The organism is Mastigocoleus testarum BC008 (genome assembly GCF_001456025.1).
Lineage (GTDB): Bacteria > Cyanobacteriota > Cyanobacteriia > Cyanobacteriales > Nostocaceae > Mastigocoleus > Mastigocoleus testarum.
This window is the reverse complement of sequence record NZ_LMTZ01000001.1, coordinates 216,635-242,332: the sequence shown is the minus strand read 5'-3', so window position 1 is coordinate 242,332 and position 25,698 is coordinate 216,635. Positions and strand designations below refer to the sequence as shown.

The following is a 25,698-nucleotide window of genomic DNA, read 5'->3' as shown; positions in this document are numbered from 1 at the left end:
AGACTAATTTCTTGGACTGAAACTAAGATTTTCTGTTGATTAGCAAATATGGGCTAACCATACTTTTCATTCTGTTTGGGGAAACATGAAGGAAGAAGCAAGTAGGCGTGGTATTAGTGTTAGCGAGTTAATAGAAGAATTTGGAAGAAATATAAAGCTGTCCGCTTAAGGACGGGGCTTGTATCCCATTATTTTCGGTCATATGGTTGATACCTAGTAAAGACTTTACTAGTATTAATTCCGGTTTTGGGTATCAATGTCAGAATGACTAAAAAGTTGAATATATAACTAAAACAATCTTTCTCATCTACTATACTTGCCAAATACTCCATAAATTAGCATAAGAAAGGAGGTGAACACCCAAGTTAACAATCGATTTTTTAAGTAATTTAGCCTTTTACAACAAAAAATCGATATTGCAGCATTAAAAGCTAGAAATTATCAATACTGCTAAATTCCATAGGAATTTTTAATTTACCAGGTTCTTGGCAGAAAAAATTGATAATAATTATCAATAGAGTTTCAGGGGGTAAGACGAATTTAGAAGGATAATATTTTTTGAGTGAGCGTTCTATTCACTCTAATTGTTGCACCATTAGGCATTTTTACTCAAAAGCTTTGGATATATAAAAGACCCAGGATCGGTAAATAATTGAAAATTTTTACTATCAACTTTGAAAAGTATAACCTACGTACAAATTAAACCAAGAATCATTCGCGATACAGTTGACAAAAACTAGCATTAAATAATATCACTTAAATAAATGCTGTTTTGTAACCCTAATAAAAGCAGCCAGTGATAATAAGGCACAAATAGATGATGAAGTGGATAAACAGCCACAACGTTAATTGAGAAAAATATCTAATTTATGAAAGATTTAGTTATGATGGTAATAGAAACTTGGGCTCATTATTTTGGTGTTGCCCCTTCAAATCTCCACATTACTTTTTTGAGTTTAACGTATTTTCTCTTTTTAAAGAAAATTAGCGTTAGCACTTGGAAGATAAGGGTTATACCGAAAGGACGAAAATTCAGATACCCCAAGTATTGGGTTGACCGATTGTCAAAAGGCTGTTATGCACAAACCCAATAAATTTTCTGTCAAGCATCTATTGAAGCAAATAATCTGCTTTATCAAAAGAACATTTTATGAGTATTATTTCAAAAAAAAACCTAATACTAATTATTTAGAAAAATTGTATTTAAATAACCTTCTATCCTTTTCCCTAAAAGTATGCAGGAGGAACGCTTATTGGTAGTGAATTTTTTAAGTAATTTTGGTCAATAAATTATGTAATTCTACCCTATTTGCCTGAAGTTAATTACATAATCTAAGGATACTATAATTAGTCAGATTTGTAGTGAATTTTTAATTTTTTGTTTGTTTAGACATAACTTATTCAATTTCAAAGGGTAAAAATGAGCAATTTCTTTTGTGCTGATAATTCACGAAAACAAGGAGAAGAACTGATTGGAACTGCAACCAATAATCAAACTTATATTTTGATTGAATGTCCTCAGCCTTGGATGTCATCAGCTTTTCATTCTAAATGGGTACCTGAGAATTTAAGTGTTTTAGTTAAAGAATGTAAGAAAGCCGAACTACCAATTCGATTTTTGCTGATTGCTAATAATATATCCCATAAAGTAGATTCTACTACGCTTTTAATTTATGAAAGTAATAAAGGTTTAGGGAACGGTTACAGCAAACGAGAATTTAAATTAGAAAATATTGAGCAAGCGGCAACAACCATAAAAAAATGGTTAAAGGGAAAACCTTCCAGATATGAAGTAAGTACGGATATCACCCGAGATTTTCTCATTTGTACTCATGGTAGCCATGACAAATGTTGTGCGAGGTATGGTGGTCGATTTTACTTCCATGCATCGAATAAAATTACCGAAATGGGCTTGAAAAATGTGAGAATTTGGAAATCAAGCCATTTTGGAGGACATAGGTTTGCACCAACTATGATAGATCTACCCGATGGTAGATACTATGGCAAACTTGACTTAAATTCATTTCAATCTATTTTGACCCGTAGTGGCGAGATTGAAAATTTAATTAAAGTTTATCGAGGTTGGGGATTTTTGCCAAGACCAATTCAAGTTTTAGAAAGAGAATTAATGCTTGTTCATGGGTGGGACTGGTTCAATTACAAAGTTGAAGCTAAAATCTTAAAAGAAAGTCCCGATGGTTGTATTTTCCAAGCTAGACTAAGTTTTGAAAAGCCAGATGAATCCCTACATACTTTTAAAGCAAAGTTGGTAAAAGATGATTTCAAAAGTATAACTTTACAAGCCGCTTGTAATGCAACAGAAAAAATTACTTGTGCCAAATATAGCGTCGCAAGTCTAACATTAACTTCAAGTCAATCAGCCACTTGTGTTGCATAATATTTTCTTGGGAGTAAAGGGAAGTATTCCAATTTTGTAGCACAGGATAATATCCGTAGGTGCTATCACAACTTTATAAAATTCATTGCTTTAAAAAACGATTACGCACGCGAACAAATGGAATATAAAAATATAGTTGATAAACTTATAGCTAGATTATAAGTAAATCAAATCCTATAACCGTAAGATTAATTATCCATTTTTATGGATAATTTTTTTGGCTTCTGAACCGAAAGCTGACAAATATTTTATCCCTTCTTACTGGTAAGCAGTCGCTAATTTGTGACTACAGAGAGATTGCAGAATCAATCGTAAAAGTATAAATTCTCAAAGTGAGATACCCAATCTCACTAGGTAGTAAATCGAGGTTAAAACAATGGCAGATCTCTCACAACAAAAATGTGTTGCTTGTTCGGGAAATAGTTCCAAGTTAAATGACGAAGAAATAAAACAATATCAAGCACAAGTAACAGATTGGGAAATAAAAGAACAAGATGGAGAAAAACGTTTAGAAAAGTGCTATAAGTTTTCTAATTTTATGAAAGCTTTGGCTTTTACTCAAAAAGTTGGTGAGGAAGCAGAAAATCAAGGACATCACCCAGCTTTACTGACTGAGTGGGGTAAAGTCACAGTAACTTGGTGGACCCATGATATTGGTGGTCTCCATCAAAATGATTTTGTGATGGCTGCAAAAACAGATAAAATTTCTGAACAATTGGTTAAATAGTCATTGGTAATTGGTAATTGGTAATTGGTCATTGATTGTTGATCGAAGAAATAAACCCAGAACTCCAGAGACTGGGTTCTCATGAGATATCAAGAGAAGAAAGATTTTTGACTTTTGAATTCTTACTTCTTAATTCTTACTTCTTAATTCTTACTTTTAATCGCTTGCCATTTTTCTCGGGAAATTCCGTAAATTCTGACTTTATTGCCTAATATTTCTGTGTTTCCTTCCAATTTTTCCCCTAGTCTTAGAGCTAAGCGTTGAGAAGCCAGATTTTCAGGAAGAATTAAACTGATAACTCGAGGCTGATGCAAACTTGTAAAAGCATAGTCCATTACAACTCGAGCGGCTTCTGTGGCAAAACCTTTACCCCAATAAGCTTTACGTAGCATCCAACCAACTTCAAAATCAACCCAGCCTTCGGGATTCCAACAACCAATCCTACCGATCATTTCTCCGGTTTGACGTTCTTCTACAGCCCACAAACCATAACCCCGTAGGTACCAATGACCAATAATCATTGCCATATTGCGCCAAGCTTCCGCTCGAGATAGAGTTATTCCTGTACCGATATAACGCATCACATCGGAGTCATTGCACATCTCGGTGTATGGATCGAGATCTTTTTCTTGAAAACCGCGCAATATTAATCGTTTGGTTTCTATTCGGGGAATATTCATTTCAGATTCGGTTCATAGCTGCTATCAGCTTTTCATATGCAGTTAACAGCTGCAACTATCTCTAGGGTAGACAGTACTCATTTACTTAGGATTTACCCTAGAGCACTAGAGCGTAACTACGAACCGGCAGAATAAATCAAAAATAAATTATGCTGTTACGCTCATTTCAGCTTCCTCGACCGCTGTTACTACTGGCGCTGGAATTTTTGCTAAAATACCTTTCTTAAGAGGTTCAGACCTCTGTGCCCAAGGTAACAAACCTTCTGTATGAGCGTAATATTTGCTAGCACATTCAAACACTCCTGCAACTTCTTGTTCTGATAGCTCAGAGGAAAGGTCACCGAAAAGATATGTTGACTTCCCTGGAAAAGCAAAAGAAATTGTACAGGAGCGGTTACATGCACTCATGCATTTAACTGGTGCGATCGCAAAGCTTCCTTTTAGTTCCCAGTTTTGATGTTCTCGTTGCAATTGCTGAAATAATTTTTCGCCACCACTTTCACCGATGCGTTTTCCATCTTCCCATACACTGGCGCAGGTGGTGCAGACAAACATAGTATGTTGGGCTTCCATCTATACCTCGTAGACTGTAGCTAAGTTATGTTTTTGTTGGCGGGCATTCTGACTCAGAGATTTTGATCTAGAGATTAAATGAAACAAGATTTCATTTAACTGACCTCATCACAGCTGCGGGACAGTGTTGGAATTACACCAAACTTTCCCCGTTACCTCTAATGGCTAATTTCCATTAGAACCAACATTATTTGTTTAAGGTAACATAAAGATGATTGAAGTTATCAAATTATTAATAGGAATTTCTGACGATAATAATTTTAGACTCTTCAATAGTTGCAACAAAATAAAAAACTAATTCCTATAATAAAGATATTTATTCACAATCTTTTATTGACAACATATAGGACTCATATTTGATTTTTGTTGGCGTAGCCTGCGCTTCGCGCTTAAAAGTAATACCTACAGTACGCAATAACTGCAGAGGCGATTCAAGATGTGATGATTCCTTGGTTGCTGCTTCTTACTTTCTTGAGTATCGGTTATGTACCAAAAGAAGGTTTTCCAGAATGGCTTCAGGGCTTTGTAGAATTTAATCCGGTTTCTTCTGCAGTTCAGGCGCTTCGTACTCTTTCCTCTGGTGGTCGGTGACAGTTGAACTCTTGAAAGCTTTGCTATGGAGTTTTTTACTGACTGCTGTGTTCAGTACCCTTGCAATAAAAGCCTATCAAAGCGATCTATAAAACAATTCTACAAGTTGTGCTTTCTTATGTTATTTTGTAGCAAAATAATAATTAAACTTCTTAGGGATATTTGTAAATAGATGAAAGGTAATTATAATTAAACACTACCCTTCATCTACTGTCTGATATTGTCTGAGTTAAGACTTATAGAAATTAAGACTTACAGAATACCCCAGAAGTGGAGAAAACCTTGACCAGAGAATACTTCAATCAAAGCAGCAGCTAAAAAGCCTAGCATTGCCAAACGACCATTCCAAGTTTCAGCTTGGGGAGTAAAGCCCCAACGCCAAGCATTATTACCGGGTTCGGAAGTTGCGGTTTTGGTTGTATCTTGCATAATAGCGACTCCAAAGTGGAGAAAACATAATTTGTTAATTTACATTTCAGAGTATAGCGAATTTTTATTAATAAATGTAAATGAGTTTATATACTTATTAACTATAATTATGATTAAATTAACTGCGATCGCTACGCGCTGCGGTCGAAGTTTATCCATTTTTAGCTGATATCTATTGAAAAGCTTGTATAAAATGTATTTGCTTATGTTGCAAAAATATTTTGACCGGTTGACAAAATTCCAACAGCGATTATGAAACCACATAATGCTCCAATCCTTAGTGGCATTTTATCGAAGTCAAGGTTTAGCAAATTCATAAGTACATTCTTTCAAATTACCAACTTACTAAGTAATTAATATTTAGGTTTCACTACATGGAAATTACTACCTCATTTCTTTCATTAAGTTACATGGAAAATTCTTGAAATTGGAGATTTGGTAAATTTACAATCCAGGCAGATTTTTGATCGAGTTACACGCCTGTTTGTTGGAATTTTTTAAAACTATTTTAGTATTAAGACTTTATTAAACATGAATACTGGAAGGATTAAGCGTCGAGACATACTAATAGGAACAACGGCAACTATTGGTGTCATAGCATTTGACCCGGTAGAGAAATTATGGATTACTGACGTACAAGCCCAATCTACCAGTTCAATCACCATTCCTAATTTAGATGGTCAACTTTTACTCGACCCTGAATCTTTAGCTGCTGTAGCTGATGATTTCGGTCATATCATTAAAAAAACCCCCATGGCGGTATTACAACCAGGTTCTAAAAGGGATATTGCAAAAATAATTCGTTACGCCAACAGATTTGGAATCAAAGTTGCAATGCGAGGACAAGGACACACCACTTATGGTCAAGCTCAAGTTGATGCTGGTGTGGTCATTGACTCCAAAACCTTAAATAAGATTCATCACATTAGTTCCACACAAGTCATTGTGGAACCAGGTGTACTGATACTGGATCTTTTGAAGGCAACTTTAGCTCAAGGATTAACTCCTAAGGTGTTTCCTGATTACCTTGGACTATCTGTAGGAGGGCTTTTACAGGTTGGTGGTATTGGAGGGCATACACAAAAGTTTGGTTTGTTTGCCGACAACGTATTAGAAGTGCAAGCAATACTTGGCAAAGGTGTTTCAACTGTATCTTCCCTAAACAAAAAGCCTAGTTTATTTAATTCACTTATTGGAGGTCTAGGTCAATTTGGCATTATCACCCAAACAACTCTACCTCTAATTGGGGCTCCTACCCATGCCAGAGTTTATCAACTTTCTTATACAAGTCTGCAACAGTACATCGCAGACCAAAATCAAGCTGTCACAGATGGTCGATTTAACTATCTCGAAGGGCAAGTAATTGCAAACCCTTCATCTACAACAGGCTGGACCTATCTCTTAGAGGCTGCCAGTTACTATACCCCACCCCAAGCTCCCAGCGATTCATTGCTAGATGGCTTGAGTCCTGATGGTGGAACGACTATTGATGAATTTAGTTATTTCGACTGGCAAAATCGCCTAGCACCGCTTGTCGCTGCTTTACAAGAAAGTGGTGTTTGGCAGTTTCCTCATCCTTGGCTAGATCTTTTCATTCCTAATTCAAAAGTGGAATCTTATATTCACCAAGTGCTGCAAAATCTAAAATCCACAGATGTAAATGGACCAATTTTGTTGTATCCATTTCTGCGCAGTAAGTTAACCCGTCCCTTTATTAAAGTTCCGTCTGAGGAGATCATTTATCTTTTCAGTATTCTTCGCACTGCTCCATCCGATGATCCAAATACTGTTCAAGCAATGGTGGCTGCCAATCGCTCCTTATTTGAACAAGCACGAGACCAAGGAGGTAAGAGCTACCGCATTAGCGCATTTCCATTCAGCCCACAAGACTGGATAGAACACTTTGCTCGAAGCTGGAATAAATTTCGACGGCAAAAAGTATCCCTCGATCCCAAAAATATTCTGACTCCTGGTCAGGGAATTTTCAATCAATAAATGACACAAGAATCTTTCTGGTACAGCACTGATAATGAGAGGAATTGTGACTTATTTGTCGATGATAACTCTGGTGTACCTGCTCAAGAAAGTTATACCAATTCGATAAATCATTGCAACAGATTCTCCGGTAGAGACGTTGCAGAGCCTGCGGCGTCGGCGTTAGCCTCTGCAACGTCTCTACAGAAATCTATCTGTCTCATTATTTTTCCAAATTGGTATTATGATTTGCTGGTTAAAGCCGAATCTCAAATGAAGAAGCTTTTTAATATCCCCACCCGAATTAATTTAGTAAACGGATGGGGAGGATGTGAAGCTCAAAAATGTAATTTGGAGAAATCTAATCTGGAAATATTTGTACAGCATTATCCGCGATCGCAAGTTCTACCGATGCACCTTCCGGTAAAACTGTATGGGTTAATGTCCGCGCGTGAATTTCTCTACCAGAAAGAGTTTCTAAGCAATAACGGTATTCCCGTCCCAAAAATCTTCGACTGCGAATATTTACCGAAGCATCTGGGGTTGCTTTCAAAATTAAATCTTCTTGACGAATCATTAATTCTCCTGTGTCTGCTACAGAATCTTGGATTTGACCTCTTTCTACAGGAAAAGAACCAATTTCTGTTTCCCAAAGTTCGCCTTTACGGGTAGCGGGTAGAAAATTTGCTTGGGTAACGAACTCTGCAACAAATCGTGATGCCGGACATGTATAAATTTCTTCCGGAGTACCAAGTTGTTCCAAGTTTCCTTGACGCATGACGCCAACAACATCAGAAATTGCAAGAGCTTCTTCTTGATCGTGAGTGACAAAAATTGCTGAAGTTCCTGCAGCTTTAAGAATGTCCCGGATTTCTTGTCGCAATCTTAATCTAACTTGGATATCAAGATTACATAAGGGTTCATCCAAAAGCATCAGCTTTGGTTGGGGTGCTAAAGCCCGAGCAAGGGCTACACGTTGCTGTTGTCCTCCAGAAAGTTCGTAGGGGTAACGTTCCTCTAAGTTTTTTAGGCTGACTAAATCTAAAACTTCCGTCACTCGCTTTTGTACTTGCTCCTTATTGAGATTTTTCAAACCAAAAGCAACATTTTGAGCAACAGTCAGATGGGGAAAAAGTGCATAATCTTGAAAAACGATCCCGATATCGCGTTTTTCTGGCGCAATCCAAGTATCAGAACTGCAAACTATTTGTCCGTCAATTTCTATTGTTCCGTCTTGGGATGCTTCCTCAAAACCACCAATCATTCGCAATAATGTTGTTTTACCACAACCAGAAGGACCTAGCAGTGCTAAAATATCGCCCTGTTGCAATGTTAAAGATACATCATTAACAGCAGGGATCGGATTTTCAGAAAATCTTTTGGTTATATTTTTTAACTCTAGAATTACTTTTTCCATGATTGGCGATTAGGAACTAAAGATTGGGGAGTAGAATAAAAATTGAAATTCCTTATTTTCTGCTTCCAAAATAATAATTTCCAAGATAGTTTTACACCTTTGCTTTACTTTTGACTTTCTCTTGAGATAGGACAACGAAAGTCGAAATCATTGATACCAATAATATTGTTAGGGATCCAGCAGCAGCATCAGCAAAGTCAACATTTTCCGTAGCTTTCCAAATTTCCATTGCTAGGGTATCAAAACCTATTGGTGCTAATAGCATGGTTGCAGGTAGTTCTTTCATTGCAGTTAAAAAGACCAATACTGCACCACTTAAAATACCTGGGCTAACTAGGGGAATCGTAACTTTTTTCAAAGTTTGCAAAGGTGAATTTCCCAAACTACGTGCTGCTTCTTCTACTTGGGGATTTACTTGCAACAAGGAAGTACGTACTCCTCCCACTGATTGTTGCAAAAACAACACCAAGTAAGCGAAGAGCAACATTGGTAAGGTTTGGTACAGTATGGGCAAGTAATTAGCACCGAAAAACACCAAAGACAAGGCAACTACAATGCCAGGGACCCCAAAAGATACATAGGTAGAACGTTCAATAATGGCGATAACTTTTGAGGGAAAGCGTATTGACAGTATGGCAATTGGTAGAGCAAACAGTGTGGTAATAATTGCAGCTAGTCCTGCTGCAGTAATTGAATTTAGGGCTGGTGAAAGCAGATCGATAAATTCATAATTTGTGCTTAATCCCTGAATCAACCAAAATGCAGTGATAATTATAGGTAGTAATACGCCCAAAAAAGTTATGATTCCACAAAAAATCAGGGCTGGTAATTTCCATTTTCCCAGTTTAACCATTTTCGCTGGACGCAAAGATGCTGAACCCCGGGTGTAGTAACCTGCACGGGAACGGGTGCGATTTTCCAGCCACAACATAAATAATACAATTGCAACCAATACTAAAGATAAAGCTGCTGCTGAGTCACGGTCAAAACTGGCTTGGTACTGGACAAAAATCGCTTGTGTAAAAGTATCAAACTGCATTAGGGATGGCGTCCCAAAGTCTCGCAAAGCATATAAAGCAACTAATAACCCCCCAGCAATTAAAGATGGGTTTAGTTGCGGTAATATTACTCGGAAGAAAGCTTGTCTGCTGTTATAACCCATACTACGAGCAGCTTCTTCCAATGAAGGGTCTAAACCTTGCAAAGCAGAACGTATGCTCAGTAACATGTATGGGTAGGTAAACAAAGTTAATGCTAACATTGTCCCCGGCCAACCATATATAGAAGGCAATTCTTCTACACCAAAAGGTTGTAGTAATAACTGCAGAAAACTTCCCCGGGGTGCAAAAGCAGCAATCAAGGCAAAACTACCCACATAGCTAGGAACAGCTAATGGTAATGTTGTCATTATTAACCAAAACCGCCGAGCAGGTAAGTCTGTCCGTACCGTTAAAAATGCCAAAGGTATCGAAATAATTGCAGATAATAATGCCACAATCGCCATCATGGTGACACTATTGACCAGAATCATTAAATTGCGGGGGCGAGTAATTAACTCCCATAAATCTTCCCCACCAATAAATGCCGTGCGGATCGTTAAATAGACTAGGGGTAGGGCGATGGCGGTCGCCACCACCACCGCCGCTATTGTGAGAAATAATGGGGGGCGAACCGCTTTTGACATTTAGATAACTCCTGCTTTTTGTAATAACTTCAAGGTTGCTTCGAGAGTGTGTAATTTGGTTAGGTTGATTCTTGGCGCTCTGAGTCGATACAAAGGTACTTGTCCTTTGGGAGATGCAATCCCTTTACGTAGGGGGTACTCTTTGGTTTTAGAAGAAAAGTATTGTTGAGATTTACGACTGAGTAGATAGTTGATAAATCTTTCCGCGTCTCTTCTTTGATCGGTAGTCCTCAGGACTGATACTCCAGCCACATTGATCATTGCACCTGGATCTCTGCGGGTATAGTGATGAGCAACAGGGAACTTAGGATTGGTTTTTTGGAACCGAGCTAAATAGTAATGGTTTACCAACCCGAGGTGAATTTCACCACGTCCTAATGCTTTAACAATAGGAGTATTTTTGGGGTATTTTTTGGTGCCATTAGCTTTCATAGCTTTGAGCCATTTTAATGTCTTTTTGTCGCCATACATTACTCGCATACCAGTTACAAATGACTGGAATGAAGCATTTGTAGGAGCCCAGCCGACTTTACCACGCCATTTGGGTTTAGTTAATTCCCAAATTGATTTTGGTAATTGGCTTTTTTTAACTAACTTAGTGTTGTAGTCAATAGTACGAGCACGTCCGGAAATTCCCATCCAGTTTCCTCTTGGGGAACGGAAACGAGCAGGTACTTTATTCAATTGTCGGAATGAGATAGGTAAAGTACGCCCTCTTCTTTCTATTGCACCTAAAGCTCCAGCATCTTGAGCGAAGAATAAATCTGCGCGGCTATTTCTACCTTCTTCCAAAAGCGCGATCGCTAACTGAGCTGTTTTACCGTAGCGTACTTTAATATCTAAATTTAAATCTTTTCTAGCCTGCTTAATTAACGGACCAATTAACTTCTCGCTTCTACCGGAATAAATTACCAAAGTTTTGCGACGTGCTTGAGCTGTTTCTGTACCCAAACCCCAACTAGCAAAACTCAAACCAGTTGCAACGGCTGCTAATCCAAGGGAAACAAACTTCCGTCTTATGTTTCTCATAGACTGCTGACTCCATTAAAAACTATATGTCTCAGGTAGTTAAATTGATTCGTAGAGATATCACATCCTAGGTCTCTACTTAGTTGATTCCAATACTTAATTGATATATTTTTCGGGTAAATTTCCCTTTGTTCATCAGGCTTGTATTGGACTCGACGGTAAATCAATTTCGGATACAAATAGAATTCAGGAGTTCAAAAAAGTCATCATCTAAATAGGCGCACAATTTTCCATCACAGCAAGTTTACTGTGCAAAAATTGCCTTAAACTTTACAGGGGTCAGACAAATAAAGGAATCACAAAAATTAAACAACTAATTATGCAAAACCATCATTTTTCACTTGCCCCTATAAAGAGGCTTACCAAGAAGATTTGCGTTAAAACTTATGCTTAACACACCCTATAAACATTAGATATTCTAATGAATATAATTGTCATTATAATACATCACTAATTACCCAATTAAACAACTCCAGCTTTTTGTAGCAGCTTCAAAGTTTCTTCTAAACTAGATAATTTAGTCAAATCAATCTCTGGAGGGTCAAGTTCTTTGAGGGATACTTGCAAAGTAGGTGCGTCTACTCCTTCACTTAAAGGATACTCATTGGTTTTGGAAGCAAAGTAGTTTTGTGCTTTTGAACTAACCATATAGTTGATAAATTTTTGCACATCTTCCTTTTGGTCGGTAGTCTTCATCATTGCTACCCCAGCAACGTTCACCATTGCACCTGCATCTTTATTGGTATAGTGGTGAGCTACCGGAAAATCAGGATTTTCTTTCTTGAAGCGGGGTAAATAATAGTGATTGACCAACCCCAAATGAACTTCACCTCTTCCCAAAGCTTTAACAATTGCTACATTATTGCCATACTTTTTCACATCATTGGCTTTCATCGCTTTAAGCCATTCTAATGTTTTTTCTTCACCTTCAATTGCCCGCATTGCAGTTACAAATGATTGAAAAGAACCATTAGTAGGTGCCCAAGCAACTTTACCACGCCATTTGGGTTGAGTTAAGTCCCAAATCGATTTTGGTAAATCACTTTCTTTGACCAATTTAGTATTGTAATCAACAGTACGAGCTCTTCCAGAAACCCCTAACCAATTTCCTTCCGGCGAACGAAAACGAGAATCTACTTGCTCTAGTATTTTCGACTCGATTGGTAGAGTTTTTTGGTTTTTTTCCAAAGCCCCTAAAGCACCAGCATCCTGTCCAAAAAAGACATCTGCACGACTATTATCACCTTCTTCTAAAAGTGCGATCGCCAGTTGAGAGGTTTTACCGTAACGTACTTCAATATTTAGATTTAAATCCTCTTTCGCTTGTTCAATTAAAGGACCAACCAGCTTTTTGTTTCTACCAGAATAAACAACGAGAGTTTTTGAATTCTCATTAACACCTTGCGAACATCCCCATATACCAACTCCGGTGACAACAGTCACTAACCCCAACAAAAAAAACTTTCGCATAATTAGCTACATCTCCAGTAAAACAATTAGCCTTATCCGGTCAATTTGTAGAGATTTTACATGCAGGATCTTCACACGCGCAAATTCTTAACTCTAGCCAATGTCCCAGTTAATTAGTCACCTTTGATAATCCCAAACAAGATATATATACTGTCACTCCCGGTCATCGTTACTCCAGATACCCCGAAGTTTTCGAGATTTTATCTTAGAGATTTCATATTTGAGATTTAGTTTCAAGTTCAACGCAATTACATTGCGCCTACTTGCTGTATACGTAGCATCTGATTTAGTAATCTGATTTAAACAATGGTTTAACGACAACTATTATCAACAAGAATAAATATATAACAAGTAGACTTGATTTTCATGTAACTATTATCACATATTATTAATTTTTGTTTACATAGTGTTGACTAGGTTGCTAATTTTGATTAACAAAGATTGTGGTGTTGTTCCCAGTGCTCTTTTATGGATTATGTTTCATAAATTCACTTAAAATTTTTTGCAACAGCAGTAGTCAGATTTTTGCAATCACTATCAACTAGATATTAGTTGTGTGCACAAATCGACTTTGTAAATAATCTACCTAGATAATCCAATTTTTGGAGACATATCAAATTCAGGGAATTGGGCATAAATTTTCTCAATTCGTACCTAATAGATTTAAGTGTGTTAGTAAGAAAATAATAACTTGTTTGTAGTAGCACTTTAGCGCTAAAGCGCTATTACAAGCCAAATACAGATATTTTATATTTATTTACATAGTTTACTTTTTTCTCGCCTACTTACTTAGAGTATCGGATCTCACTTCAATGGTAGTGTGGGTGTTAGAGAGCTATATTGCAGCAAAAATGGCTTCTCACAAATTGTGCTTCATATTACGTGAAGATAAGGAAGAATTTTTTGCGAATAAAATCCCATCAGACTGATGTTCTCAATGCTTGGAGACATCTAATACATATCCTATGCCCCTAACTGTATGGATTAGACGTTTCTCATCATTTTTTTCAAGTTTAAGACGCAGATAACGTACATATACCTCAATCACATTGGAATCAGCAACAAAGTCGTAACCCCAAACTTGTTCTAAAATTTGGTTTCTAGTAAATATTTGATGGGGGTTGCTCATCAAATATTCTAGTAAGTCAAACTCTTTTACAGTTAATTCTATTGCTCGATTACCGCGAAACACTTCATGAGTTTTACGGTTCAAAATTAAATCTTCAAATATTAATAAATGACGTTTATCTTTTTCTACGCTTCGACGTAAATGAGCGCGAATTCTCGCCAAAAGTTCTTCAAGTTTGAAAGGTTTTATGAGATAGTCATCAGCTCCTGCATCCAAACCCATAACCCGAGAACTTACTTCATGTTTAGCTGTGAGTAAAATAATCGGAATTTTAGTTTTTGTTGCTCGCAAACGACGACAAAGTTCTAACCCAGTTAAGCTGGGGAGCATCCAATCTAAAATTGCTAAATCTGGATTTGATTTTCGTGCTAACATTAATCCTGTTACCCCATCATGAGCAACACTGACGATATAACCTTCAGAAGTTAACTCCATTTCTAAAAATTCAGCGAGATTGACTTCATCTTCAACCAGAAGGATATGTTCGCTCACAACCTAATCTCCACATTTTCAAATATCTCTATTTGCTGGTTTAATTTACAAAATCAAACAACCAAAATCAAATAAATAAAATTAAACAATAAATCAAAACAGGCTATTTAAAATATTTTTGATAATTAATTGATACTTTTATGCTAAAAATAGCGGTAATCTTACTGTTACTAAAGTCCCTTCCTCAGCATTAGATTCGATAGACAATTCTCCGTTATGTGCTTCTATAATCCTTTTAGTAATTGCAAGTCCTAATCCAGTCCCAGAAGATTTTGTGGAAAAGAATGGTTGAGTCAACAATGGTAATATGTGGGGTGGTATAGGTTCTCCACCATTGCGAACTTGAATGCAAACTTCTTGCAATCTTGGGTTAATGTTTACTTGTAATTTAACTTTTTCTCCAGAGACTACTGCTTCGCAAGCATTCTGTATAATATTAATTAATACTTGTTTAATTTTATCTTCATCACCCTGTATGCTGACTTCGACGTTCCCATACTCAAATTCAATGCTTTTATTGATTGTATCTGGCAAATTTCGCTGTAATTCTAATACTTTTTGAATACATTTATTAATATTAATTTCTGAAATATCTAAGATTTGTGGCTTTGCATAAAGTAATATCTCTTTTAATAATTTTTCTAAACGCTTTGCCTCATCTAATGCCAAATTTAACCGCTTTCTCAGCTGTTCAGATAAATCAGATTTACTAAAATACTCTAAAACTAAATTTATTGTGGAAAGGGGATTACGAATTTCGTGAACAATCGAAGCTGCAAATTCACCGATCGCAGCCAAATTTTCCCGTTCAATAAGTTTAGTTTGAGTGGCTTGTAACTCTTCTGTTTTGAGATTTACTTCTTTTTCCAAAAATTGATTAAATTGTCTTTGTTGTTGATAAAGATAGTGATTATCAATTGCTGTTGCAGCTCGTTCTGCAAAGAGTTCAACAATCTCGATTTCTAGAGTAGAAAAATTACGAGGTTTTTGATGAAAAGAACAAATTGTACCTATTACTTCCCCTTGAGGTGTACGTAAAGGTATTCCCAAATATGCACGACATCCTGGTGGAGCTTCACCATATTCGGTACAATTTTCTGTATCTTCAACGACCAAGGATTGACCAGTATTAACAACAGTACCAGTTAATTGACCGTGTAGCGAATGAGTTCTCTTATCCTCATGATGTTCGATATTACTAGCTAATAACTGACCAAAACCTTGTTGACAAATAGTAATTGCAGAAGAATCAACACTAATTAATTCACTAACTCCTTTTGCAATCTCTTTTAAATAGACTTTCAAGTCACCCGTACGATGACTCAGAGATGACAAAATTTCTAAAGTTCTTTGTTGGTACTTCCAAGAATTATTATTTAATGAATCTAGTTTATTGTTTGCTATCTGCTGGAAAGTTAAAAAATAATCTTTATCCCGCAATAAAAATAATGCAGTCAAAGCTCCTATTACTGGAATACTTTCCCAAGATAAAACATAATGATGCTTGTTAGGATCGAACATTTCCCTGTGCATAGAAATAACTGATACTAACTGCATACCTAACAAAGTACCGTAAGAAAATGTTTTATATAAACCAGCAAGGAAGATTAATATCAAAATCACTGCAACAAAATATAGTAGATAACATGCAGCGATCGATAACTCAAAAGAATGAAATCCTTCTAACATACCTTGTGTTGCTTTAGTTAGTATAAATTTTTGCATCACTAAAGCTAAAAACAAGATTCCAAGGCTTAAACGCATGACAAACAATCCGATTTCAAGCCGCTTTTCTTTTATCATCCCTCGCTCCCTGGTTCTTAATTCTGTAGACTATTGTCAAATACAGACAAAAATGAAACACTTTATATACGGTTAAATCTCGGAAGCCTTAGTTTGATAAATACATAAGGCTGCATTTTAAGATACTACAAAGTAGACACCACAGTCTACATGATTGATTTATGAGTGGTGACAATAATTATGAATATCAACAGAATCATTCCATTTCGCTGGGTTCTCTGAAAAAACGGGAGCCACGGGATAAAATTTTGATTGCAGCAGCGGAATTGTTTGAGTGCAAAGGCTTCAATCAAGTTAGTATCAATGAGGTAATTGCAAATTCAGATGTTGCTAGACGCACATTTTATCGATATTTTCCATCAAAAGACGAATTGATTATCGAAGTGATGCGCTTTCAAGCCAAACGATGGCTGAAATGGTTTGAAGAAACTCTTGACCAAAGAGCGAGTAGTCCTAGAGAAAAAATATTAACAAGCTTTGATGTTTTACGTGAATGGTATGTAAGTCCTGATTTTAAGGGATGTCCTTTTATTAAAGCCGCTGTGGAGCTTGCAAATACTTCCCATTCTGTGAAGCAAATTTGCGCGACTGTCAGACAATCAATGCGAACTTACATTTTTAAACTTGCTCTCGAAGCTGGTATTCCTAAACCTGAAGTTTTTTCTCAACAGTATTTACTTTTAGTTAGTGGTTCAATTTTAATGGCAAGTATTGAAGGTAATCCCGAAGGAGCAGAATACGCTCGTGAGACTTTAGTTGCTTTTATGAATGCAGAATAATAATAATTTAGCTTAATTATTTGGTATCGTTCAATTATTTAGTCTAATTTTAGTAGACATATTTGTCTACTTGGATGACATTTTAATAAAAGTTTTAAAGAATTATGGGATAATTTTTCCACCCCATAGTGTAAGCGCGTTTCTCTTAAGTGTTTTAAAAGCGTTGGATGGTGGTGTTAGTTTATAATTTGGAGGTAACAAAACCTTCAAAACATCACATTGTTGGGAAACTTAGGAAGTTATATTTTCGTATAAATAACAACAATAAATCATTCGTATAAGCTATGTCATCCTAATCTAGGATAAAAATAATCTACATGATTACAGTGCAGAAATTATCCATGCAAAAAGATGAAATTCGTATATTTTTTCCCTATTCTCTATTTCCAGTTCCCTATTACCTAATATTATTTCATCAAAACATTATCAAAGGGAAGTTTATTGAGCAGACATGCAAATTGTATCCTGCGTATTTGTAGAGATTCTACAGTTTTTATATCATGTTCGGTAAATTATTTATGATTCCTGCACATGTGTAAAAAACTGGAAATCCTCTCTCAATCTGCACCCTCCTCTCTTCCCCCTGCGTACTTAATGAAAAGTAACTAAGCGAACACAATATTACTGGGTTACTCTCTGGGCTAACATTTTTAAAGCATTACCGATTCTTTCTAATGCTTCTTCACCGCAACCTCTCAATCTGTGACGAATAAATAAATATCTTGGACTGTTGTAACCAAGCCATACTTGTCCTTGTTCGTCTTCCCAAATAAGTGCTTTTTGTGGTAGATCGATTCCTGCAGTTTGATTGCACTGCATCAGTGGAGTACCAGCACGAGGATTACCAAATATGATTACTTGAGTTGGTCTTAATTCTAAACCAACAGATTCGGCTCCAGCTTGATGATTAACTGTGGTAACAATATTTAAACCCTGTTCTTTGGCGATGGATTGAAAGCGTTTGACTGTTTCTTCTACACTATAATTACTCTTGAATCTTACAATTCCATCTCTTCTTGCACCATGTCTATGAGTTCTGGCTATCTCATTTTTATTAGTATTTTCCCGAATTTCTTGAGTAGCTTTATTATTCCTAGCTATTTCATTTTTTGAATTTTCTCTAATCCCTTGAGTAGCATAAGCAGGAAGAACCAATAAGCCCAATGCAGCAATACTCCATAAAATTTTCTTCATTGCAAACCTCCAATAATTAAAAAATAAGGTGGGATGATAATTTTACCTTGAATTTAAAGCAATCTTAGCTCAGAAAACGTTACACTAGATTAATAAAAAGCCTCAATCATACCAAAACTGAGAATAGAAATAAATAACCATGAAATAGCACCTAGATAAAGAGGTTTTAAGCCGCTTTGTTTAATATCAATAATGCTAGTTTTCAAACCCATTCCCGCCATTGAAATTGTTAGTAGTAAGTGGTTAAATTCAGTCACTGATTTTTTGAAGCTATCAGGAAATATATTTGCACTATTGAGTAGCATTAGAGCAATAAATCCAAATACAAACCAAGGTATCGGTAATTTTCTCGACTTACCTTCTTTTGATGAATTATTTGCAGGTGGTGATAAAATTCCCAACGTTAAAACAACTGGAGCTAAAAATATAACTCTCGATAATTTAGCAACAGTTGCTAGCTCACCACTAGTTTGTCCACCTTGAAATGCTGCTGCAATTACCTGAGCTGTTTCATGAATGGAAACACCACACCAAATTCCAAATTGTTCGGGTGTGACTTGAAGTAAACCAGATAATAAAGGATAAACTAACATGGAAATAGTACCGAAAATTGTTACTATTGCCACAGCATAAGCCGCATCTTTATCTTTACTTTCTACTACACCATTTGTGGCTACTATAGCAGAAGCACCGCAAATAGAAGTACCCGCAGCAATTAATTTTGTTAGTTTTGGATTGACTCCAATTTGTCTCCCAAACCAACAAGTAAAAACAAATGTGCTGACTAAGGTTGCTACAACAATTACTAAACCAATGGGGCCAACTGCAAGTATTTGAGGTAAACTTAATCGCAATCCTAGGAGAATAATAGCCAATCGCAAAATACGTTTTAAAGAAAAGGTAATTCCCGGACGAAAAATTTGAGGAACTCCAATTGTATTTTTAACTATAATTCCTAACAGGATTGCTACGATTAGGGAACTAAATAGTGAAAGTGATGGTAGTTTTTTTAGAGATTCTGCAAGAATAGCAATTCCACCAGTTAATAATAAACCTGGTATTATGCTAGAAATTGGAAATATTTTGGTTAATTTGACTTGAAACTTTTGAGGTGGATTATCCATTATGAAGGTTATAAGTAAATGCTATTAATCATTTCAATTTGGATATTTTTTTGCTTTAAATATATAGAGACTTAATATATTATTCGAGTCAATATATTATTTAACGTCTCAATTAAGCTTAGATATAATCTAACTCTGGATTTTGAGCCATAATTTCTGAGATTTCTTCCTTCTCAGGAATTGAGATATTGAAAATATCTTTCATGAAGCGATAATATGCGGTATAAATCTTTGGTTCGCCTTCATCATTCTCAACAATAAAAAAAGGTGCAGATGATACTTGATATTGACTAGCTAAAATAAATCCTTCATTATTATGTGGATTACGCTCATCTGCTGAGATAATTGCATCTATTTTGTCTATTAAATTTAATTCATGCAGGCTGTTTAAAATTTTTGCAGATTTACGACAGGGATTACCATCTAATTTAATTTTTTGAACTAATTTAATAACCATAATTTTGAGATACTTTTGAAGTAGTTTGGAGATGAATTTGAGATAAATCGAGATGAATTTGAAATACTTATAATTACAATTAGGAATCAGATTCCTTTGTAGAGACATAGCAGTGCTACGTCTCTAAAAGTTATTTATTTATTGTTTGATTGGTAGTCTCTTGAAGCAAGCTAAGCATTATTTTGAGTCAAATTTATTTCGTGGAAACCACACTCCTTATCAGCAGCTTCTTCCCACCACCAACGACCGAGACGCTCGTGTTGATTGGGTAAAACTGCTCTGGTACAAGGTTCGCAACCAATACTAATAAAACCTTGATTGTGTAGTTTATTGTAGGGAACGTTATTTTTCCGGATATATTCCCACACTTGAGCAGAAGTCCAATTTGCAAGGGGATTGAATTTAATTAATGTCTTCTCCTCTGTAGAGAAAGCAGTATCTACTTGAATTACCGGAACACTATTTCTGGTTGCAGGGTTTTGGTCTTTACGCTGTCCAGTAATCCAAGCATCGATGGTTGCAAGTTTACGACGTAGTGGCTTAACTTTCCGAATTGCACAACATTCTTTGTGACCGTCCTCATAAAAACTAAATAATCCCTTTTCTTTAACTAATGCTTCAACTTCCGCAGTATTAGGGGAAATTACATCTATCTTTATTCGATATTGTTTTCTAACTCGATCAATAAATCGGTAGGTTTCGGGATGTAAACGACCCGTATCAATTGAGAATACTTGAATATCTCTTTTGATTTTTGATGCCATATCTATCAACACTACATCTTCTGCACCGCTAAAGGAAATAGTAATGTTATCGAACTGCTTGAGAGCAAATGCAAGAATATCTTGAGGACTTTTCTGTGAGTATTCGGATTGTAATTGGGTAATGTCTGATTCGATGATAGAAATAGTATCAGCTAAACTCATGATTCTCCTCTCTTTTTTAGGAATAGATTTTGTTGTTTGATTTCTTACCTACAGGTATTGAGATGCACCCCATACATGGGCGAGTAAAATTAAACTGTGGCTAGCTTCATTGAAGAAACTAAAATTTCTGCAACCTCTGGACGAGAAAATTCTGGTGGTGGGGTTTGACCATTTCTCAACATTTCCCGTACTTTTGTTCCAGATAGGTGTATCCTTTCTCCCTTTGTGCTAGGACTGGTTTTGGCTGTAGCCATTGACTGGGTACGAGTGCAATAGAAAGCATGTTCAAATTTTAAAGGAGTAATATTTAATTCATCTTGGGTAAATTCATCAAATATGTGCTGTGCATCGTAAGTACCATAGTAGTCACCAACTCCTGCATGGTCGCGTCCAATGATAAAGTGGGTACAACCGTAGTTCTGACGAGCGATCGCGTGCATAATTGCTTCTCTAGGTCCTGCATAGCGCATAGCTGCGGGGAATACACCCAAGAATACGCGGTTTTGTGGATAATATTTTTCCATTAGAACCTGATAACATTGCATCCGTACCCGAGCTGGAATGTCATCAGATTTTGTTTGACCGACCAAGGGATTAATGAACAATCCATCAACAACCTCTAGAGCAATTTTGGTGATGTATTCATGGGCGCGGTGGATAGGATTTCTAGTTTGAAATGCTACGACACTATTCCATTCACGTTTTGCAAACTCTGCTCTAGTGTCTTCTGGAATAAGACGATAATTTAGAAAATCCATCTGAGGAATTGCTTGGATTAGTTGAATTGGACCTCCAAGGTAAATTTCCCCTTCCTTGAACATAGCTCGTACGCCGGGATGTGCATTGTCATTAGTCCGATAAATTTGCCGTGCTTCAAAATTTTGGTCGGGCTTGAACTTGCTAGTAACATTCATCACTGCAAGTATATCTCCATTGGGATGAGCTAAAGCAATTTCAGAATTTAATTTGTATTTATCTGCTACAGATTCAGGAATTTGCAAAGTAACAGGAATACTCCATGCTAAACCATTACTTAAGCGCATATCTTTAACAATGGAATTATATTCCTCTTCTTCAACAAAGCCATTTAAAGGGCTATAAACTCCTGTAGCGATACACTCTAGGTCAGCAAGATTGCGTGTAGAGAGGGTAAGAATTGGTAATTTTTTTGCTCTCGACAGAGTTTCTTCTCTTGCTTCTCCTTGCAAGCGGCAATTAATAAGCTTACCACCGTGGGGTTGAATTAAAGCTTCGATTTGAGACATGTTATTACTCCTACTATTGAGTTCAAAAATTTTAACTGAGAGGTGAGAGGTTTAATACTAAGTCCGGGCTAATTACCCCTTTTAAGAATGAGAGAGGGAAGTGTGGGAGGTGTGGGAAGTATGGGGGGAAATCCCAAAAAATATAAAGGGGTTTTAAAAATTGGATTTGGTCTAATCTCTTCTAGAGATTAAGTTAACCGTATGTGAAGGAATCAAAACAGGAGGAGAACGATTAATTAAATTGAAAATTGTTTGATAGAACATAGATTTGTGCAAGTGCAGAATTTGAATAGAAAATATGAGTCAAGAATTCAAATCAAGAGTTACGATATCGCAAACCCTTTTACAAACCGTAGAAGAAGATAATCAATGGTGGTACAACTACTGTCATTAATAGGTTTAGTGGGGTTCCAACACGCATGAAATCAGTAAATTTATATCCACCTGCTCCGTAAACCATTGTGTTGGTTTGATAACCAATTGGTGTGATAAAGCTGTTAGATGCTGCAAAAACAACAGCGAGCATAAAAGCAAAAGGATTGAAGCTTAGTTTTTCTGCAACATTAGCTGCAATGGGTAACATTAAAACTACTGCGGCGTTATTGGAAATCATTTCCGTGAGGATAGAAGTAATGATAAAGAAAAATGTCAGTATCCAGTAACCCGAAAGATTTCCCCCAATTGCAACTAGATTATTCGCTAACCATTGGGTCGCACCAGAGCGATCCATTGCGATACCCAAGGGTATTAACCCAGCAAGCAGAAAGATAATGTCCCAACGTACTGCATCATATATTTCTCTGGGTTTGAGACAACCTGTTAAAACCATCAATACCACACCAACCAGAGAACTAATAAGAATAGGTAACCAATTAAATGCGGCTACAACAACAACTCCTAAACCAATACCAATTGCTATGGAGGCTTTATCACGTCTGAGTGTTTCCAAATTTCGCTGGGTCAGAACCAATAAGTTTCGATTGATTTGCAAACCCAAAAGACTTGGTTTTGGACCTTGTACCAAGAGGACATCACCAAACTTTAATCGGATTTGGGTGAGACGCTCTCGAGTAGTTTCTTCTCCACGATGGACTGCTAATACTGTAACGTTATAGCGTTGACGAAAATTAATTTCTTTAACAGTCGAACCAATAAGGTTGGAATTAGAAGTAATTAGAATTTCTGCTATACCTTCATCTTCCGAGGTCAGTTGTGTCTGTAAAAACTTTTTATTTCGGATAAATTCGGGCAGAATTTCTATACCCTCTTCATCTTTAATCTTCAGTAAATCTTCTCGACTACTCCTAACTAAAAGTACTGAACAGGCTTGTAGTTTTTTATTTTCTAAAGGCTGACTGAGATGGGTATCATCGGCAATAATTTCTAATACATCTACATCAAGTTTATGTTTGAGAATACTGGAATTTAAGGTTTCTCCCACTAAACTAGAACCAGGTGGGATTAAAATTTCACTAACATAATCCTTTATACCCTGTTTTTGGTTGAAAATCTCATCAGTATGTTTTTTACGGTTTGGTAATAGTCGAGGTGCTACAAGGGCTAAATAAATCAGACCAACAGTAAATGTGACTAACCCCAACTTAGTAAACTCGAATAAGTTGAACGATCTATATCCTAGTTGCTGAGCTAAACCACTCGCTAAAACATTCGTAGAAGTTCCGATCGCCGTGATCATACCACCCAAAATAGCAGCAAATGATAACGGAATTAATAACTTAGAGACTGAAATCCTTTGTCTTCTACACCATTCTTCAACAATAGGTAAGAATACGGCAACAACGGCAGTATTGTTAATAAATGCTGTTGTTGGACCCACTATCAGCCCCAAAGTAAAAATTTGTTGACTGGGACGTTTACCACCCCACCTTAGTAAGAGTTCGCTAACAATTTGAATGGCTCCGGTGCGTCCGATTCCAGCACTAAGAATAAACATTGCCATCACAGTAATAGTAGCAGAGTTGCTGAAACCACTTATACTTTCTTCAGGGGTTACTAAACCAAAAATTGTTAGAAGTAGTGTAGTAATAATAGCAACGATGTCTGATGGTAACCATTCCGCAACAAATAAAATTAATGCCAAGACAACAATGGCGAGTGTAAGGAGTATTGTCATGTGCTTGCTGTCTTACAGTGCTTTTATTAGGTATTAGTTATTTCACTAAAAAGTCTCATGACAATCAAATATTGTAAGAGTCATATGTATTAAATCTATAGCGAATATGTGAACTATAGGACTAAAAGCACATCTCAGATGATGCGACTTATCTCCGTATAAAATATTTAGAATGTTCTAAACCACCTGTGGTTTATTAGTAAGCTGCGAAAATATTTTTACCAAAAACAGAAGTAACATGACGCATTAATTTTCTTTGAGTTATTTTCTTAAAAAGTTTAATTGTCTTTAATTTGGCTTAGTAATCTGAGAAATACTTGATAAATAAATGAGATTTTCCTGAGAAGTTGATTAGTAAAATCCCATAATTAGGGTTTACTGAAAAGGTTCGTTATTTTAGAAAGAGGAACAATAAATTTTTACCAAGACAAAAGTATATATTGATACGCGCGATTACCAAAAAAAAGTATATTTTTCACCACTGAAGTGGCGACGCTTTAACGTTGCAAAATAGATATAGCAATCCGAAATCATTCATGAAAAATAAAATCGCTGAAACCCTTGTACATACGTCTTTATTCTTTATGTGTTTTCTCACATTTCAATCAGGATTACTATATATAAAAAGGTTGTGTGACAAGAATTAGAGATAGTGATGTAACCTTGAGTGAGTTGTAATTGTGATGCAGGTATAGTGGCTGCTGTAAGGTGAAGGGAATTAAAAAAAGAAATATCTTGGGTCAAATAAAATTTATTAATTATTTGTTTGGAATTGCTGCTTAAAAAATAAATTTTAAATAAGGAATTTTATACTTTCAATATTTTAATCCTATTTTTGCAATGCAACTGTACGTAGTGCTATATGAAAACACTACGATAATTGACAGTGCAGGAAAACAAAAACTCTATTTTTTGTAGGCTTTAGCAGAAGCTCGAGTCCAAAGAAATACAGCAGTAAGAAACGGAATTAGAACAAAGATTCCTCCAGAAATTAAAGGATAATGTCTTACGGTAGAGCTATTTACCATTAAAGCTATTCCTAATCCAGAATAGAGTAACCCTGCGATGGGAAGACCAATGATTAGTAAAGCAAATTTATCTTCAGATTGCATATGTTTTCTCCAGGGATGAAATATTAGTCAACTGCAAGTGTTATTCGACTAGAAAGTAGATATTATAGAAACTTATAGCTTTGATATTGAGCTACTTTATAACTTACATTTTAATTCCGAAAAACTTTAACCCCGAAATACCTTACGAAAATCTTCAAAAAGACCTAAGAATCAACTACTGTCAATCACCTATTAAATGAAGTACCAGCCGACAAAGAGAGTGGCTATTATGATGGGTTGTGCTGGTTCTAGCAAATCTACTTTAGCAATAAAAATAAACGAATATGACTAACGGCTCATCACTTCGAGTG

At 36.2% G+C, this 25,698-nt stretch carries 21 protein-coding genes and 1 riboswitch; of the genes, 5 read left to right on the top strand and 16 right to left on the bottom strand.

All coding sequences use genetic code 11. The annotated features are described in order from the left end of the window. Positions 1 to 1,420: 1,420 nt before the first annotated feature. Both BC008_RS00845 and BC008_RS00840 read left to right on the top strand, forming a co-directional pair. Positions 1,421 to 2,398, top strand: coding sequence for a sucrase ferredoxin (locus BC008_RS00845; protein WP_027843562.1), 978 nt, complete (start codon positions 1,421 to 1,423; stop codon positions 2,396 to 2,398). 376 nt (positions 2,399 to 2,774) lie between these two features. Beyond that, positions 2,775 to 3,125: a 4a-hydroxytetrahydrobiopterin dehydratase gene (locus BC008_RS00840; protein ID WP_027843561.1), complete on the top strand. Its 351-nt coding sequence runs from the start codon at positions 2,775 to 2,777 to the stop codon at positions 3,123 to 3,125. Between the two features lie 143 nt (positions 3,126 to 3,268). Here BC008_RS00840 and BC008_RS00835 read toward each other — a convergent pair whose 3' ends face one another. Continuing rightward, entirely contained in the window at positions 3,269 to 3,805 is a 537-nt protein-coding gene (locus BC008_RS00835; RefSeq protein WP_027843560.1) for a GNAT family N-acetyltransferase, read from the bottom strand. A 147-nt stretch (positions 3,806 to 3,952) separates the two neighbouring features. Then, a complete protein-coding gene (locus tag BC008_RS00830) occupies positions 3,953 to 4,378 on the bottom strand; it encodes a DUF1636 domain-containing protein (RefSeq protein WP_027843559.1) in 426 nt (141 codons plus the stop codon). Positions 4,379 to 4,399: 21 nt separating this feature from the next. Next, positions 4,400 to 4,579: riboswitch (cobalamin riboswitch) on the bottom strand. Between the two features lie 237 nt (positions 4,580 to 4,816). On the opposite strand from BC008_RS00830, the gene BC008_RS49210 reads away from it, so the two are divergent. After that, entirely contained in the window at positions 4,817 to 4,969 is a 153-nt protein-coding gene (locus BC008_RS49210) for an ABC-2 transporter permease (protein ID WP_161938058.1), read from the top strand. Between the two features lie 252 nt (positions 4,970 to 5,221). Here BC008_RS49210 and BC008_RS00825 read toward each other — a convergent pair whose 3' ends face one another. Further along, positions 5,222 to 5,398, bottom strand: coding sequence for a chlorophyll a/b-binding protein (locus BC008_RS00825; protein ID WP_027843558.1), 177 nt, complete (start codon positions 5,396 to 5,398; stop codon positions 5,222 to 5,224). 531 nt (positions 5,399 to 5,929) lie between these two features. On the opposite strand from BC008_RS00825, the gene BC008_RS00820 reads away from it, so the two are divergent. Next, the gene (locus tag BC008_RS00820) at positions 5,930 to 7,393 is read left to right on the top strand and encodes an FAD-binding protein (protein ID WP_027843557.1); all 1,464 of its coding nucleotides are present in this window, start codon (positions 5,930 to 5,932) and stop codon (positions 7,391 to 7,393) included. A 340-nt stretch (positions 7,394 to 7,733) separates the two neighbouring features. Here the strand turns inward: BC008_RS00820 and BC008_RS00815 are convergent, their stop codons facing one another. The 6 genes from BC008_RS00815 to BC008_RS00790 all read right to left on the bottom strand — a co-directional run bounded on the left by BC008_RS00815 (position 7,734) and on the right by BC008_RS00790 (position 16,396). Continuing rightward, positions 7,734 to 8,789 (bottom strand): ABC transporter ATP-binding protein, encoded by a 1,056-nt coding sequence (locus tag BC008_RS00815; protein WP_027846268.1) that lies wholly within the window; start codon positions 8,787 to 8,789, stop codon positions 7,734 to 7,736. Between the two features lie 91 nt (positions 8,790 to 8,880). Then, positions 8,881 to 10,473 (bottom strand): ABC transporter permease, encoded by a 1,593-nt coding sequence (locus BC008_RS00810; RefSeq protein ID WP_027846269.1) that lies wholly within the window; start codon positions 10,471 to 10,473, stop codon positions 8,881 to 8,883. Beyond that, positions 10,474 to 11,502, bottom strand: coding sequence for an iron ABC transporter substrate-binding protein (locus BC008_RS00805; RefSeq protein ID WP_058182951.1), 1,029 nt, complete (start codon positions 11,500 to 11,502; stop codon positions 10,474 to 10,476). It abuts the gene before it with no gap. A 462-nt stretch (positions 11,503 to 11,964) separates the two neighbouring features. After that, a complete protein-coding gene (locus BC008_RS00800; RefSeq protein ID WP_027846271.1) occupies positions 11,965 to 12,972 on the bottom strand; it encodes an iron ABC transporter substrate-binding protein in 1,008 nt (335 codons plus the stop codon). Between the two features lie 934 nt (positions 12,973 to 13,906). Further along, positions 13,907 to 14,593: a response regulator transcription factor gene (locus BC008_RS00795; protein ID WP_027845821.1), complete on the bottom strand. Its 687-nt coding sequence runs from the start codon at positions 14,591 to 14,593 to the stop codon at positions 13,907 to 13,909. A 138-nt stretch (positions 14,594 to 14,731) separates the two neighbouring features. After that, positions 14,732 to 16,396: an ATP-binding protein gene (locus tag BC008_RS00790; protein ID WP_082650449.1), complete on the bottom strand. Its 1,665-nt coding sequence runs from the start codon at positions 16,394 to 16,396 to the stop codon at positions 14,732 to 14,734. A 161-nt stretch (positions 16,397 to 16,557) separates the two neighbouring features. Between BC008_RS00790 and BC008_RS00785 the strand changes: the two genes are divergently transcribed. Beyond that, complete coding sequence (locus tag BC008_RS00785; RefSeq protein ID WP_082650448.1) at positions 16,558 to 17,175, top strand: TetR/AcrR family transcriptional regulator; 618 nt, start codon at positions 16,558 to 16,560, stop codon at positions 17,173 to 17,175. 621 nt (positions 17,176 to 17,796) lie between these two features. Here BC008_RS00785 and BC008_RS00780 read toward each other — a convergent pair. From BC008_RS00780 to BC008_RS00750, 7 genes are all read right to left on the bottom strand, one after another. Beyond that, positions 17,797 to 18,369, bottom strand: coding sequence for a DUF302 domain-containing protein (locus tag BC008_RS00780; RefSeq protein WP_058182950.1), 573 nt, complete (start codon positions 18,367 to 18,369; stop codon positions 17,797 to 17,799). Positions 18,370 to 18,458: 89 nt separating this feature from the next. Then, complete coding sequence (locus tag BC008_RS00775; protein WP_027845817.1) at positions 18,459 to 19,493, bottom strand: YeiH family protein; 1,035 nt, start codon at positions 19,491 to 19,493, stop codon at positions 18,459 to 18,461. 118 nt (positions 19,494 to 19,611) lie between these two features. Further along, positions 19,612 to 19,950, bottom strand: coding sequence for a hypothetical protein (locus tag BC008_RS00770; protein ID WP_027845816.1), 339 nt, complete (start codon positions 19,948 to 19,950; stop codon positions 19,612 to 19,614). Between the two features lie 170 nt (positions 19,951 to 20,120). Continuing rightward, positions 20,121 to 20,876 carry a phosphoadenylyl-sulfate reductase gene (locus BC008_RS00765; protein WP_027845815.1) on the bottom strand — a complete coding sequence of 252 codons (756 nt, stop codon included), beginning with the start codon at positions 20,874 to 20,876 and terminating at the stop codon, positions 20,121 to 20,123. An 89-nt stretch (positions 20,877 to 20,965) separates the two neighbouring features. Continuing rightward, the gene (sat, locus tag BC008_RS00760) at positions 20,966 to 22,141 is read right to left on the bottom strand and encodes a sulfate adenylyltransferase (RefSeq protein WP_027845814.1); all 1,176 of its coding nucleotides are present in this window, start codon (positions 22,139 to 22,141) and stop codon (positions 20,966 to 20,968) included. A 343-nt stretch (positions 22,142 to 22,484) separates the two neighbouring features. Continuing rightward, positions 22,485 to 24,275, bottom strand: coding sequence for an SLC13 family permease (locus BC008_RS00755; RefSeq protein ID WP_027846159.1), 1,791 nt, complete (start codon positions 24,273 to 24,275; stop codon positions 22,485 to 22,487). A gap of 905 nt (positions 24,276 to 25,180) precedes the next feature. Next, positions 25,181 to 25,387, bottom strand: coding sequence for a hypothetical protein (locus tag BC008_RS00750; protein ID WP_027846158.1), 207 nt, complete (start codon positions 25,385 to 25,387; stop codon positions 25,181 to 25,183). Between the last annotated feature and the right edge of the window lie 311 nt (positions 25,388 to 25,698).